Source organism: Streptomyces sp. NPDC048584 (assembly GCF_043199595.1).
Taxonomy (GTDB): domain Bacteria; phylum Actinomycetota; class Actinomycetes; order Streptomycetales; family Streptomycetaceae; genus Streptomyces; species Streptomyces edwardsiae.
In genome coordinates this window covers 211,266-224,575 of sequence record NZ_JBICWF010000010.1, presented here as the reverse complement: position 1 = coordinate 224,575, position 13,310 = coordinate 211,266, and the positions used below count along the sequence as shown (strand labels likewise).

The window sequence follows — 13,310 nt, the reverse complement described above, 5'->3', positions numbered from 1 at the left end:
GGCCCGTCAGGGGGTGTTGTGCGGGTCGACGATACGGCGGGCGAGGTCACGCAGTTTGACGTTCTCCCGCTGTGAGGCCCGCACCAGGCTGTCGAAGGCACCGGCCGCGTCGATGTCCAGGCGCTCCATCAGGATGCCGGTGGCCTGGCCGATCAGGTCCCGGGTGCGCATCGCCTCGGTGAGCTGCTCGCGCACGGTGGCGGAGTCGAGGGCGATCCCGACGTGCGCGGTGAACAGCCGGCCCACCCGCAGCGCGGCCTCGTCGAAGGCGCGCGGCTTGCGGGCGTAGGCGGTGAGCACGGTCAGCCGGCGGCGGTCGGCCCGCAGCCGCAGCGACAGCACGGACCGCAGGCCCAGCACGGACAGCGCGGTGTCGCCGTCACCGTTCTCGCTGTCGTCGACCTCGGCGACGGGGGCGGTCCACAGCCGGTGCCAGTACGGCTGGTGTCCGCTCCCGGGGCCGTCGTCCGACTCCGCGGTACGTACGACGTCGTCGGTCCAGGCCAGGGCGGAGCGCCGGTTGCCGCGCTCGATGACGGAGATGCCGACGTGGTCGGCGCCGGGTATGAGATCCACGGCGAGACGGACCGCCGTGTCCAGGGTGCTGTCGGGGGTGGAGGTCTCGTGCAGACCCTGCGCCGCCGACGTGAGCGCCTCGGCCAGGTCCAACCCGACCGGGAAACGGGGCAAATCAGAAAACCGGGACGCAGCCACCACGAACCTCTTCGGCATGCACGGCACCACGGCCGTGCGCAGGAGAGCTCCGCAGCACATTCCCGACTGCGAGCACAGGACGCACAGAACTCTAGCCGTTCGATTGCGGTGAGGTGACGCCCGACCTGCGGTGTCGGCACCCGGGCCGGTCACCTGCCCGGTCCGCTTCCGCCGGTGCCCTCCCGCGTGGTGCAATGGGCGGACGGGTCAGGAAGTGGCCTTGCCGGAACACCGGACGAACGTCTGCCAGGTGAGCGCCGTGACCTTCCTGCCGAACCCCTCCGACCCCCCGCGTCCGCCCGGGCACGCACTGCTCCGGTTCCCGTCGGAGATCGACTTCTCCAACGCCCGGGATCTGCTCGGCGTCATCCTGGCCGGAGTCCGTACGGCCGCCCGTCCCCGCGTCCTGGTCCTCGACCTCTCCGCGACCCTGTTCATGGACTCCCAGGGCGTCCGCCTGATCAACGACGTACGCCGTCTGCTGCGCCCCGGGACGCGTGTGTACGTGGTGGCCCGCCCGGACAGCGTGGCCGGCCGCGTGCTCGAACTGACGGGCCTGCGCCGCGACGTGCCCGTGTACGACAACCTCCCGGAGGCCATGGCAGCCTAGGCTGCCCGCATGGCACCCAACATCGCGACGAACACCCGTGTCTCCCTCGACGGGCTGCTGGACTTCGTACGGCCCCGGCACCGGGCGATCCTGCTGACCCGGCGGGGCGACGGCGGGCCCCAGGGATCGCCGCTGACCTGCGGGGTCGACGACTCGGGGCGGATCGTGGTCTCCACGTACCCCGAGCGCGCCAAGACCCGTAACGCCAAGAGGGACGACCGGGTGAGCCTGATCGTCCTCAGCGACGAGTGGAACGGGCCGTGGGTCCAGATCGACGGCACCGCCGAGGTCGTGGACGCACCCGAGTCCGTGGAGCCGCTGGTGGAGTACTACCGGAACATCGCCGGTGAGCACCCGGACTGGGACGAGTACCGCGCCGCCATGGCGAAGCAGGGCAAGTCGATCATCCGGATCACTCCGGAGCGCTGGGGTCCGGTGGCGACCGGTGGGTTCCCCGCCCGGCTGACCGAGGGGGACTGAGCCTCAGGCGCGGTCGCGGGACGCCATCGTCTCGATGCCGGCCACCAGCAGGTCCAGGGCGAAGGCGAAGTCCGTTCCCGCGTCTCCTCGACCGTGTCGCCGACCCGGGCCCGAAGGATTCCGGCCGACTCCTCGGCGGCCCCGGCAGCGTCCGGCACCCGTGTCACCACGCTCTCACCATGGCGCACCTTCCTCGACGTGCCGACGCGTCATCATGCCGGCCGGGCGCGCGGACGAGGGCGGTGGCCCGGTCCGCCACCGCCCTCCGCTCCCGTGCGGGGACCGTCAGCCGCCGGTCGTCCGCTGTGTCAGGTCGTAGAAGGTGGCCGAGCCCGCCGTCACCTCCTTGAAGTTCTCCTGCACCCAGGCCGAGATCTGCCCGGAGCTGCCGGAGTCACCGCCCATGCCGCCGCCCATCCCTCCGCCGGCGACGAAGTAGTGGATCTTCCCGTCCGTCACGTACTGCTGGAACTCGGCGAGCGTCGGTGAGGGGTCGGTGCCGTTGAAGCCGCCGATGGCCATCACGGGCTCACCGGTGGAGAGCTGGTAACTCGCGGCGTTCTGGGCGCCGATGGCCGCCGCGGCCCAGGTGTGGTCGTCGGCGCCGGTCTCCAGCAGTTCCTTCGCCTCGGAATCGACGTCCGCGCCGCCGAGCAGGCCGCCCATGCCGCCGCCACCGCCCGTCCGGCCCTCGGCGTTGTTGCCCCCGGTGCCGTTCCGCGGGCCCGTGCCCTGGCCGTTCTGGCCCATCGGACCGCCGCCGGGGAAGCCGCCGTTGCCGGTGCCGCCGGGCGGGGTCTGGCCCTGACCGCCCTGCTGCCCCTGACCGCCCGGCCGTCCCCCGCCGGGGAAGCCGCCACCGCCCCCGCCGGGCCCCCCGCCCATGCTCGCCCCCGCCGGTCCGGCCGTGACGATCGAACCGGTGTGGCCCTCCTGCACGGTGCTCAGCGTGTACGCCGTCGGACCGGCCAGCGCGGCCACCAGGCCCAGCCCCGCCGCCGCGAGGGCCGGCCGCCGCCCCGCCTTGCCCGCGAAGACCAGCCCGAGGGCGGCCACCAGCCCGCCGGTCAGGACCAGCCACTTCAGCCACGGCAGGTAGTCGGGCGTGCGGTTGAGCAGTACGTACCCCCAGGCTGCCGTGGCCGTGACGGCGGCCGCCAGGGCGAGCGACGCCCACAGCTCGCGCCGCTTCTCCCAGAGGGCCGCCGCGCCCATGCCGGTCACGGCCGCGAGGTAGGGGGCGAGGGCCACCGTGTAGTACTGGTGGAAGATGCCGGCCATATAGCTGAAGACGGCCGTGGTCATCAGCAGTGAGCCGCCCCACACCAGGAACGAGCCGCGGGCGAGGTCGGTCCGTGCGGCCTTGCGGGTGAGGACCAGGCCGGCGACGAGCAGGATCAGCGCGGCGGGCAGCAGCCAGGAGATCTGGCCGCCGATCTCGGAGTTGAACATCCGGTCCCAGCCGGTCTCACCCCACTGACCACCGCCGCCGCCCATGCCCCCGCCACCACCGCCGACGCTGCCGGTCTCCTCGCCGCTCAGTCGGCCGAGCCCGTTGTAGCCGAAGGTCAGCTCCAGGAAGCTGTCGTTCTGCGACCCGCCGACATACGGCCGCGACGACGCCGGCCACAGTTCGACGACCGCCACCCACCAGCCGCCGGAGACGACCAGCGCGACGGTGGCGAGAACGAGTTGGGCCAGCCGCTTCTTCAGGCGCACGGGCGCGCAGACGCCGTAGACCAGAGCGAGGGGCGGCAGGATCAGGAAGGCCTGGAGGGTCTTGGCGAGGAACGCGACACCGATCGCGGCCCCGGCCCACACCAGCCATTTCGTACGGCCGTCCTCCAGGGCGCGGACGACGAGGTAGCAGGCGACGGACATCAGCAGCGCCAGCATCGCGTCCGGGTTGTTGAACCGGAACATCAGCGCCGCGACCGGGGTGAGCGCGAGGACCGCGCCCGCGATCAGACCGGCCGCCGGGCTGAAGCGGCGGCGGACGGCCGCGTAGACGACGGCGACCGTGCCGACGCCCATCAGCGCCTCGGGCACCAGGATCGCCCAGGAGTTCAGGCCGAAGATCCGCACCGACAGCTCCATCGGCCACAGGGAGGCCGGGGGCTTGTCCACGGTGATGGCGTTCGCCGCGTCGAGCGAGCCGAAGAAGAACGCCTTCCAGGACTCACTGCCCGCCTGGACGGCCGCCGAGTAGAAGGAGTTGGCGTAGCCGGAGGCGCTCAGGTTGTAGAGGTGGAGCACGCCGGTGGCCAGCACCAGGGCGAGGAAGGCGGGGCGCGCCCAGCGGGGGTCCTCGGGCCTGCCGCGCCATGCTCTGCGGGCGAGCGGGACGCGAGCGGCGTGCCGGGCCGGGGCCGGGGGTTCCCAGGTGGCGGGATCCGCCGTCCGGTCGTACTGCGTGGTCATCGAAGGTCCCTCGGGTCGGAGTCGGAAGGGCGGGACGGACGGGTGGGCAGCGGTGAACGGACCGGCTGGAGCGGCAGGGTCGCGTCCTGCCGGGCGACGGCCGGCTCGGGAAACCGGGCGCGGTCCGGGAACACCCACGCGCGGAAGAGCAGGAACCGCAGGACGGTCGCCGCGAGGTTGGCCGCGACGAGGACGGCCAGTTCGGTGGAGTGGGCGGGTTCGTCGGCGGCGGCGTTCAGCGCGGCGAGGGAGCCGCTGGTCAGGGCGAGGCCGATACCGAAGACGACCAGCCCCTGCGCCTGATGCCGTACGGCGCCGCCACGCCCCCGCACCCCGAAGGTGAGCCGCCGGTTGGCGGCGGTGTTGGCGACCGCGGAGACGAGGAGGGCCAGCCCGTTGGCGGTCTGGGAGCCGGTGAAGGTGCGGAAGCCGCTGTAGAGCAGCAGGTAGAAGAGGGTGGACAGGACACCGACGGCGCAGAAGCCGACCAGTTGGCGGGCCAGGCCCTGCGGGACGTCCTCGAGGGTGCGGTCGCGCGGGTCGTCGCCGAAGGGGCGGGCGAGCCGGTCCAGCGGGAGCGAGCCGGTGGCCAGCGCCCTGCCGACCCGCCAGACGCCCTTGAGGTCGTCGGTCGCCGTCCTCACGAGGTGCACGGTGGAGTCGGGGTCGTCGACCCAGTCGACCGGCACCTCGTGGATACGCAGCCCGGCACGCTCGGAGAGGACCAGCAGTTCCGTGTCGAAGAACCAGCCGCTGTCCTCCACCAGCGGCAGCAGCACCCGGGCGACGTCACGGCGGATCGCCTTGAAGCCGCACTGCGCGTCGGAGAACCGGGCCTGCAGCGAGCCCCGCAGGATCAGGTTGTACGACCGGCTGATGAACTCCCGCTTGGCGCCCCGCACCACGCGGGAGCTGCGGCTCAGCCGGGAGCCGATGGCGAGGTCGGAATGGCCGGAGATCAGCGGGGCGACCAGCGGCAGCAGTGCGTTGAGGTCGGTGGACAGGTCCACGTCCATATAGGCGAGGACGGGGGCGTCCGAGGCGAACCAGACGGTGCGCAGCGCCCGGCCGCGGCCCTTCTGCTCCAGCCGCACCGACCGCACCTCGGGGAAGCGTTCCGCCAGCCGGCCGGCCACGTACGGGGTGCCGTCCGTGGAGGCGTTGTCGGCGATCGTGATGCGGAAGGCGTAGGGGAAGGTGCGGGTCAGGTGCTCGCGCAGTCTGCGGACGCACGGCCCCAGGTCCTTCTCCTCGTTGTAGACGGGGATCACTACGTCCAGGACCGGCGTACCGGCTCCGGCGGCCGGGAGGTGCTCCCGCGCCGGCAGGGTGCCGGGAGAGGAATCGGTTCGCATGGGACCGACTCTGGTCAACCGCCCTGTCGTGCCCATGTGGTGACGCTGTGCCGTGGCTGTGAGTACGGCTCGGGCGTCAACTGCGGTGCCGCGGCGGGGAGATGGAGGGTGAACGCGGTGCGTCCGGGCACGCTGTCGACGGTCACGGCACCGCCGTGCGCGGCCGCGACGGCCTGCACGATGGCGAGGCCCAGACCGGTCGATCCGGTGGCCCGGGTGCGCGCGGAGTCGCCGCGCGCGAACCGTTCGAAGACGTGCGGGAGCAGTCCGGGCGGGATGCCCGGCCCGTCGTCGGTCACGTCGACGCACAGCCGGGGCCCGTCGCGGCGCACGCGTGCGGTGACGGTGGTGCCGGGCGGGGTGTGGTTGCGGGCGTTGCCGAGCAGGTTGACGAGAACCTGTTGGAGCCGGGCGGCGTCGGCGCACACCGGTGCGGGCTCGTCGGGCAGTTCGAGGCGCCAGACGTGGTCCTGCCCGGCGGCGCGGGCGTCGCTGACGGTGTCCACGACGAGGGGTACGAGGTCGGTCTCCTCGAACTGCAGCGGCCGGCCGGCGTCCAGGCGGGCGAGCAGCAGCAGGTCCTCGACGAGCAGGGTCATCCGGCCCGCCTCGGACTCGATCCTCCTGAGCGCGTGCCGGGTGTCGGGGCCGACCTGCTCCCGGCCGCGCCGGGTGAGTTCGGCGTAGCCCCGGATGGAGGCCAGCGGCGTACGGAGTTCATGGCTGGCGTCGGCGACGAACCGCCGTACCCGGGTCTCGCTCTCCTGGCGGGCGTGCAGCGCCCCGTGGATGTGGTCGAGCAGGCGGTTCAGGGCGGCGCCGACCCGGCCGACCTCGGTGTGCGGATCGCACTCGGCGTCGGGGACGCGTTCCTCCAGGGTCACCTCGCCGGTGTGCAGGGGAAGTTCGGAGACACGGGTGGCGGTGGCGGCGACCTTGCGCAGGGGGCGGGTGGCGACGCCGACGATGACGGCTCCGGCGAGGGAGGCGGCGATGAGCCCGGCGGCGGTGACGCTGATCTCGACGAGGATCAGGGTGTTGATGGTGTTGTCGACGTCTGCGGCGGGGAGGGCGACGTAGAAGGCCCCGTTGGGGCCCTCCTGGTAGACGACGCGGTAGCCGCCGAGGCCCGGGAGGTCCACGGAGTGCTCGCCGCCGTCCCGTGGGACGGAGTCGAGCACGGAAACCTGCGCCGCGTTCAGCGACTCGGCGCTCATCGAGAAGTCGTCCTCGGACTTCGCCCCGTACAGGGCCTCCGTGACCGAGCCGTTCTCGACCTGCGCCGCGATGCTGTACGGCGGCTGCGGTCCATGAGCGACGAAGTCGGTGAGGTCGATCCGCTTGGGCTCCCTGCCGACGCCGTCCCCGCCCTGGCCCGGTGGCCCGAACATGCCCGAAGCACGCGCGGCGACCTCACGGACCTGCCCGTCGAGCTGCTCGTACAGATGCGACCGCAGCGCCAGTGTGGTCACGGTGCCGATCACCGCGCACACCACCGCGATGAGCGTCACGGACGCGACGACGAGCCGGGTCCGCAGGGTGCGCGGGGTACCCGCTCGCCGCCGCGGCCGCGGCCGTCGCCGTCCGCTCATGCGACCGCGGGCTTGATCATGTAGCCGGCGCCGCGCCGGGTGTGGATCATCGGCTCCCGGCCCGCGTCGATCTTCCTGCGCAGATACGAGATGTACAGCTCGACGACGTTGGCCTGCCCGCCGAAGTCGTACGACCAGACCCGGTCGAGGATCTGGGCCTTGCTGAGCACACGCCGGGGGTTGCGCATGAGGAAGCGCAGCAGCTCGAACTCGGTGGCGGTGAGATGGATCCCGTCGCCGCCGCGGGTGACCTCGTGGCTGTCCTCGTCGAGGGTGAGGTCGCCGACGACCAGCATCGACTCGGAGCGGCGGTCGGCGGCGCCGGAGCGGCGGATCAGCCCGCGCAGCCGGGCGACGACCTCCTCCAGGCTGAACGGCTTGGTGACGTAGTCGTCCCCGCCGGCGGTCAGTCCGGCGATACGGTCCTCGACGGCGTCCTTGGCGGTGAGGAACAGGACGGGCACGTCCGGGTGCTCACGGCGCAGCCGGCCGAGGATCGCCAGACCGTCCATGTCCGGCAGCATCATGTCCAGGACGACGGCGTCGGGCCGGAACTCGCGCGCGGTGCGGAGGGCGCCCTGGCCGTCGCCCGCGCTGCGGATCTGCCAGCCCTCGTAGCGCAGGGCCATGGACAGCAGCTCGGTGATCGACTGCTCGTCGTCCACCACAAGCACGCGGACGGGGCTCCCGTCCGGCCTCAGCAGTGCGGTGCGCCCCTGGGGCGAGATCGTGGTCATACCGCAGACGATGTCGGGGGCCTCTGAGAGCACCCTTTCGGAAACCTGTGTTTTACCTGAGAAACTCACGGGCTCCGTTCAGCGGGGCTTCTCGGGTCCGGCATCCCGGGATCCGGCCTGCCGGGCCCGGCACCCCGGATCGGGCCCGGGCAGGCCGGCCCCGGTCACGCTCCGGATCCGGTGTCGGTCCGACCGCCCGGCGGTCCGGGGGCGGCTCGAGGTTCGTCGGGACTGCTCCCGTCCCGCGGCCCCCGGTTTCGGGTCCGGCCGGTCCGGGTTCCGGCCGCCCGCCCGGCGGTCCGGGTCCGGCAACCGAGGTCCGGGGGCGGCAGCCCGGTTCCGGGGTCCAGCGGCCCGGATCCGGTCAGCCTGCCAGGCCGAACAGCCGGGCGGCGTTGTCGTGGCACACCGCCCGCAGCCAGGCGTCCCCGAGGTCCAGCCGCTCGAGCGCGCGGAGCTGGTGGAGGTAGGGGTAGGGGATGTTGGGGAAGTCGGTGCCGAGCAGGACGCGGTCACCGAGGTCGGCCAGCCGGGGCAGAGCCCGCCCGGGGAACGGGGCGAGGCGTTCGCTGAAGTCGGTGAACGCCATGGTGGTGTCCAGCCGCACCTCCGCGTACCGCTCGGCGAGGTCGAGGAAGTCCTCGTACTCGGGCATGCCGAGGTGCGCGACGATCAGCCGCAGCCGGGGGTGCCGGGCCAGGACGCGGGCGATCGGCTCGGGGCCGGTGTGCTTGCCGGGCGCGGGACCGGACCCGCAGTGGATCACCACCGGTACGCCGGCCTCGGCGAGCAGCCCCCAGGCGGCGTCGAGCGAGGCGTCGGCCGGGTCGTACCCGCCCACCTGCACATGGGCCTTGAAGACGCGGGCGCCCGCGTCGACGGCCTCCCGCACGTACTCCGCGACGCCGGGCTCGGGGAAGAGGGTGGAGGTGTGCAGGCAGTCGGGGGTGCGGGCGGCGAAGCCGGCCGCCCAGCCGTTGAGCCAGCGCGCCATGCCCGGTTTGTGCGGGTAGAGCATGGCGGTGAACGCCCGCACGCCGAACCGCCGTAGCAGCGCGGCCCGTTCGTCCTCCTCGGCACGGTAGGTGATCGGCCATTCGACGCCGCCGGTCAGCGGTCCGAGCGCGTCGAAGTAGGCCCACACCTTGCGCAGCACCCGCTCCGGCATGAAGTGCGTGTGCACGTCGACGAGCCCGGGCAGCCCGAGCCCCTCCCAGAAGTGCCGTACGTCGTCGGCTTCGGCACGCGGGCCGGGGTGAGCGCTCATGCCGCCCACGATCACCCGCACCCGCTGTCGAGGTCCAGAGGGCACCGGATCAGAACGGCGCGTCCGTTCCCGGACCGCACCGTGCACTCCGGTCGCCGGTCACCCGCGACCGCGCTCGGGTCCGGGGGGCCACCGGGTCAGAACAGCCCGTCCTGTGCGGCCGCCGTACGGTCCCTGACCGGCCGGACCGGCACCGTGAACTCCCGTCCGTCGCCCGGGAGGAGTCCCCATCCGGTGAGCAGCCGGGTGTCCAGCACCAGGACCCCCTTCGCCGTCGCCAGATGCAGATCGGGACCGGCGGCCGCCACGAGCTCCCCGCTCACCGCGCCCCCGGCGACCAGTTCGCCCACCTCCCCCACGGCGGGCGGCACCCCTTTCAGTCCGAACGCCTCGACATGATCAACGGGGTGGAACGGCTCCCGGGCGAGCGACTCCGGCCAGCCCGCCAGGGCGACCGCCCGCGCGTGCAGGCCGGCCAGCTCGGCCGCCCGCTCCCCCTCCCCGGCCGGCAGGACCGCCCGTACCGCCCGCTTGTCGGCGTACGGAATCCGGTCGGGCACGCGGAGCGCCGCGCGCAGCAGCTCCTCGGTGCGGCGTGCCGCCATCAGCGGGCCCGTCCCCAGCCAGCTGAAGCAGACCGCCCCCTGCTCCAGCAGCCGCGCCGGTCCCCGCTGTACGGCGGTGATCCCGACCTTGGTCATACCGGGCCCGAACCAGGCCAGGTAGACGCGGTAGGGGCGCGGGTCGTCCGCGAGGGTGTCGGCGGCCACCGAGTGCGCCCGGTCCAGCCGGGCGCACTCCTCGCAGCGCGCCCCCGTGCTCCGCGCCGGGACCGCCGCCCCCGGCGGACACGCGTTCCCCCTTGCCCCCACGCATGTCCGCACTCCCCCTTTCCCTCCCGCGACCCCGAAGGCCACCCGTTTCCCCCAGGTCAGCGCGGAGCTCCGGCCGCCCTCCCACGCCAGCACGGGGCCTTCGGCCGGCCACCGCAGCCCCGAGCATCTCCATGCCTGTGCCATCTCCGACGAGAGTAGGGGGCGCCACTGACAATGCCCGCCGCCTCCCGGCAGCCGAGGTGCCGAGTGCGGACCGGAGTGCAAACCTGGTGGAGACACTGCCGGGGGACAGTCCGAAAGGTCGATCACATGGCGAGCAATGTGAGTGGTACCCGCCACCATCAGGCCGGGTGGGAGGCGAGGAGCCCCTGGGCGACCGGCTGGACGGCGGCCGCGGCGATCCTGATGACCTTCGGCGGCATCATGGCGATCTTCCAGGGCATCGCCGCCATCGCCGAGGACGATGTCTTCGTCGCCACCCGGAACTTCACCTACGAGTTCAGCCTGACCGGCTGGGGCTGGATCCATCTGATCCTCGGCGCCCTGGTCACCGCCGCCGGTATCGCCCTGTTCAGGGGAGCCGGCTGGGCGCGCGTGGTGGGCGTCGCCCTGGCCGGACTCAGCATGATCGCCAATTTCGTGTGGCTGCCGTACGCACCGGTGTGGGCGATCGTCCTCGTCGTCATCGACGGCTTCATCATCTGGGCCCTGTGCGCACCGCGCCGCGAGACCCCCGAGCGCCGGGCCTAGAGCGCGCGTCCGCCGCGTGGAGCACCGTCTGGCCGTGGCTGGTCGAGGCGGCGGGCGTGGCGGCGATGGTCACCGCCTACTTCCTTCTGCCGCTGGACCGGCTGGGCCCGCGCCGCCCGGTGCTGAGCTGGGTCCTGTTCTGCCTCGCCCTGACGCTGATCGCGCTCCTGCTGCTGCGGCAGGTCGTCCATGTGCTGCTCGGGGTGCGGGACGTGCGCCCGGGACTGGTCATCCCGCTGCTGATGAGCCTGTCCATCCTGGTCTTCGCGACCGCCTACCAGGCCCTGGCCCAGCGCCCCGGCGAGCTCGACGGCATCGCCACCCGCCTGGACGCCCTCTACTTCACGGTGGTCACCCTCGCCACCGTCGGCTACGGCGACATCACCCCGCGCGGCCAGACGGCCCGGCTGGTCACCATCCTGCAGATCCTCTACAGCTTCATCTTCCTCACGGCGGCGGCCACCGCCCTGACCAACCACCTCCGCACGGAGCTGCGGCACCACGAGAACCCGCACCGTCCGGAATGACACCCACATCGCCATATAGTGTGACCCGCGCCACACTGGAGGGAGTGGGGGGCGGACCTGTACCGCACCTTCCCGAGGGGTGTCCGCTCATGAGCGTCACCGAGGCAACCACGTTCGACAGCCTGCGCGAGTCCCTGCGAGGGCGGCTGGTCACGCCGCAGGACACGGATTACGACGAGGCCCGCAGCGTCTACAACGGCATGATCGACCGACGCCCGGCCGCCATCGCCCGATGCGCGGGTGCGGCGGACGTACGCACCACCCTCGCCTTCGCCCGGGAGACCGGGACCGACCTGGCCGTGCGCGGGGGCGGCCACAGCGGGCCGGGGCTGTGCCTGATCGACGACGGGCTCACCCTCGACCTGTCCCCGATGCGCTGGGTGCGGGTCGACCCGGAGACGCAGACCGCGCAGGTGGGCGGGGGCGCCGAGCTGGCCGACCTGGACCACGAGACGCACGCCTTCGGCCTCGGCGTACCGGCCGGGATCATGTCGACGACGGGCGTCGGCGGTCTCACACTGGGCGGCGGGCACGGGCATCTGACCCGCGCGTACGGACTGACGGTCGACAGTCTGATCGCCGCCGACGTCGTCCTGGCCGACGGCACCCTCGTCACCACCACCGAGAAGGAACACCCGGACCTGCTGTGGGCGCTGCGCGGCGGCGGCGGCAACTTCGGCGTCGTCACGTCGTTCACCTTCCGGCTGCGGCCGGTGCACACGGTCGGGGTCGCCGTGACCGTGTGGCCGGTCGACCGCACGGCGGAGGTGCTGCGCTGGTACCGGGAGTTCCTGCCCGCCGCGCCCGAAAGCCTCAACGGGTTCTTCGCGGTGCTGTCCGTGCCGCCCGGCCCGCCCTTCCCGGAGCCGATCCACGGACAGAAGATGTGCGCCGTCGTCTGGTGCTACACCGGCGACCTGGAGTCCGGCCGGCTGGAGGACGTCCTGTCCGTGGTCAACGACCCCGCCCCGCCGGCCTTCCACTTCACCACACCGATGCCGTACCCCGCCCTGCAGTCCATGTTCGACGGCCTGCTCCCCAAGGGTCTGCAGTGGTACTGGCGCGGCGACTTCTTCGACGGCATCCCGGACGACGCCGTCGCCGTGCACGAGCGGTACGCCCACGCCCTGCCCACCGACCTGTCGACGATGCACCTCTACCCCGTGGACGGGGCGGCCCACCGGGTCTCCCCCGGCGACACGGCCTGGGCCTACCGGGACGCCGTCTGGTCCGGCGTCATCGCCGGCATCGACCCCGACCCGGCCAACGCCGACCGTATCCGCCAGTGGTGCGTCGACTACTGGAGCGACCTGCACCCGCACTCCATGGGCGGCTCGTACGTCAATTTCCTCGGCGAGTCGGAAGGCCCCGAACGCGTCCGCTCCACCTACCGCGACAACTACGACCGCCTGGCCACGGTCAAACGCGCCTACGACCCGGACAACTTCTTCCACGCCACCCAGAACATCCCACCGTCACCGGCTTGATCCTGCCGGACCATCCCGCCACGGGCGAACGCGGAGTTCGCGGCCCGGATGGAAGACGTACTGGTTCGTGCCCGGCCCTACGACCCGGCACGCCCGGTGGTGTGCAAGGACGAGAAGCCCTGGCGGCTCCTCGCCGATGTCCGCGATCCGCTCCCGGCCCTGCCCGGTCACGATGCCTGCGACAACCTCGACATCCCCAAGTCCCCCCACTCCACGAGGTGTTCGCACCGGAAGAGGCGTTCGCCCTGGCCCGGCGCCTCGAGATCCACCACACGCCCGGACACGGGTGATAGCCCGGCAATGCCTCGACCACAGGATCAGCATCCTCGAGCGCGGGACAGCCTTGACCACCGTCTCGCGGCGCCGCTAGGTTGCTTGTGCACCGAACGTTCTATCTAGTGAGTCGACGGCATCCTCCGGCCGGCGCAGCGCCGTTCGGGAGGTGTGGCCTGGCGCGTCACGCCAGGTGCGTCTGCGCGGCCGGTCGGCACACGGCACCGCTTCACCGCATAAGGATGCCGCTCGGCGCGGCAA

The 13,310-nt window shown here is 72.6% G+C and carries 12 protein-coding genes; 5 read left to right on the top strand and 7 right to left on the bottom strand.

Annotation, left to right across the window (positions count from 1 at the left end; translation table 11 throughout):
- Nucleotides 1-6: 6 nt before the first annotated feature.
- Nucleotides 7-732, bottom strand: coding sequence for an ANTAR domain-containing protein (locus ACGFR9_RS23165; RefSeq protein WP_393211714.1), 726 nt, complete (start codon nt 730-732; stop codon nt 7-9).
- Between the two features lie 232 nt (nt 733-964).
- Here ACGFR9_RS23165 and ACGFR9_RS23160 point away from each other — a divergent pair, with 232 nt between their 5' ends.
- Nucleotides 965-1,324, top strand: coding sequence for an STAS domain-containing protein (locus tag ACGFR9_RS23160; protein WP_393211712.1), 360 nt, complete (start codon nt 965-967; stop codon nt 1,322-1,324).
- A gap of 9 nt (nt 1,325-1,333) precedes the next feature.
- A complete protein-coding gene (locus ACGFR9_RS23155) occupies nt 1,334-1,804 on the top strand; it encodes a PPOX class F420-dependent oxidoreductase (protein ID WP_393211710.1) in 471 nt (156 codons plus the stop codon).
- A 285-nt stretch (nt 1,805-2,089) separates the two neighbouring features.
- Here ACGFR9_RS23155 and ACGFR9_RS23150 read toward each other — a convergent pair whose 3' ends face one another.
- The 6 genes from ACGFR9_RS23150 to ACGFR9_RS23125 form a co-directional block, all read right to left on the bottom strand.
- Nucleotides 2,090-4,225 (bottom strand): ArnT family glycosyltransferase, encoded by a 2,136-nt coding sequence (locus ACGFR9_RS23150; protein WP_393211708.1) that lies wholly within the window; start codon nt 4,223-4,225, stop codon nt 2,090-2,092.
- A complete protein-coding gene (locus tag ACGFR9_RS23145; RefSeq protein ID WP_393211706.1) occupies nt 4,222-5,580 on the bottom strand; it encodes a glycosyltransferase in 1,359 nt (452 codons plus the stop codon). The genes ACGFR9_RS23150 and ACGFR9_RS23145 overlap by 4 nt, the downstream gene beginning before the upstream one ends.
- 14 nt (nt 5,581-5,594) lie before the next feature.
- Nucleotides 5,595-7,172 (bottom strand): HAMP domain-containing sensor histidine kinase, encoded by a 1,578-nt coding sequence (locus tag ACGFR9_RS23140; RefSeq protein WP_311643801.1) that lies wholly within the window; start codon nt 7,170-7,172, stop codon nt 5,595-5,597.
- The gene (locus ACGFR9_RS23135; protein ID WP_311643800.1) at nt 7,169-7,909 is read right to left on the bottom strand and encodes a response regulator transcription factor; all 741 of its coding nucleotides are present in this window, start codon (nt 7,907-7,909) and stop codon (nt 7,169-7,171) included. The genes ACGFR9_RS23140 and ACGFR9_RS23135 overlap by 4 nt, the downstream gene beginning before the upstream one ends.
- A gap of 364 nt (nt 7,910-8,273) precedes the next feature.
- The gene (locus ACGFR9_RS23130; protein ID WP_311643798.1) at nt 8,274-9,176 is read right to left on the bottom strand and encodes an amidohydrolase family protein; all 903 of its coding nucleotides are present in this window, start codon (nt 9,174-9,176) and stop codon (nt 8,274-8,276) included.
- A gap of 137 nt (nt 9,177-9,313) precedes the next feature.
- Nucleotides 9,314-10,195: a DUF2797 domain-containing protein gene (locus ACGFR9_RS23125; RefSeq protein ID WP_393211703.1), complete on the bottom strand. Its 882-nt coding sequence runs from the start codon at nt 10,193-10,195 to the stop codon at nt 9,314-9,316.
- Nucleotides 10,196-10,321: 126 nt separating this feature from the next.
- Between ACGFR9_RS23125 and ACGFR9_RS23120 the strand changes: the two genes are divergently transcribed.
- The 3 genes from ACGFR9_RS23120 (at nt 10,322) to ACGFR9_RS23110 (ending at nt 12,776) form a co-directional block, all read left to right on the top strand.
- Complete coding sequence (locus tag ACGFR9_RS23120) at nt 10,322-10,762, top strand: hypothetical protein (protein ID WP_393211701.1); 441 nt, start codon at nt 10,322-10,324, stop codon at nt 10,760-10,762.
- Between the two features lie 65 nt (nt 10,763-10,827).
- A complete protein-coding gene (locus ACGFR9_RS23115) occupies nt 10,828-11,289 on the top strand; it encodes a potassium channel family protein (protein ID WP_393211825.1) in 462 nt (153 codons plus the stop codon).
- 89 nt (nt 11,290-11,378) lie between these two features.
- The gene (locus tag ACGFR9_RS23110) at nt 11,379-12,776 is read left to right on the top strand and encodes an FAD-binding oxidoreductase (RefSeq protein WP_393211699.1); all 1,398 of its coding nucleotides are present in this window, start codon (nt 11,379-11,381) and stop codon (nt 12,774-12,776) included.
- The last annotated feature ends 534 nt before the right edge of the window (nt 12,777-13,310 follow it).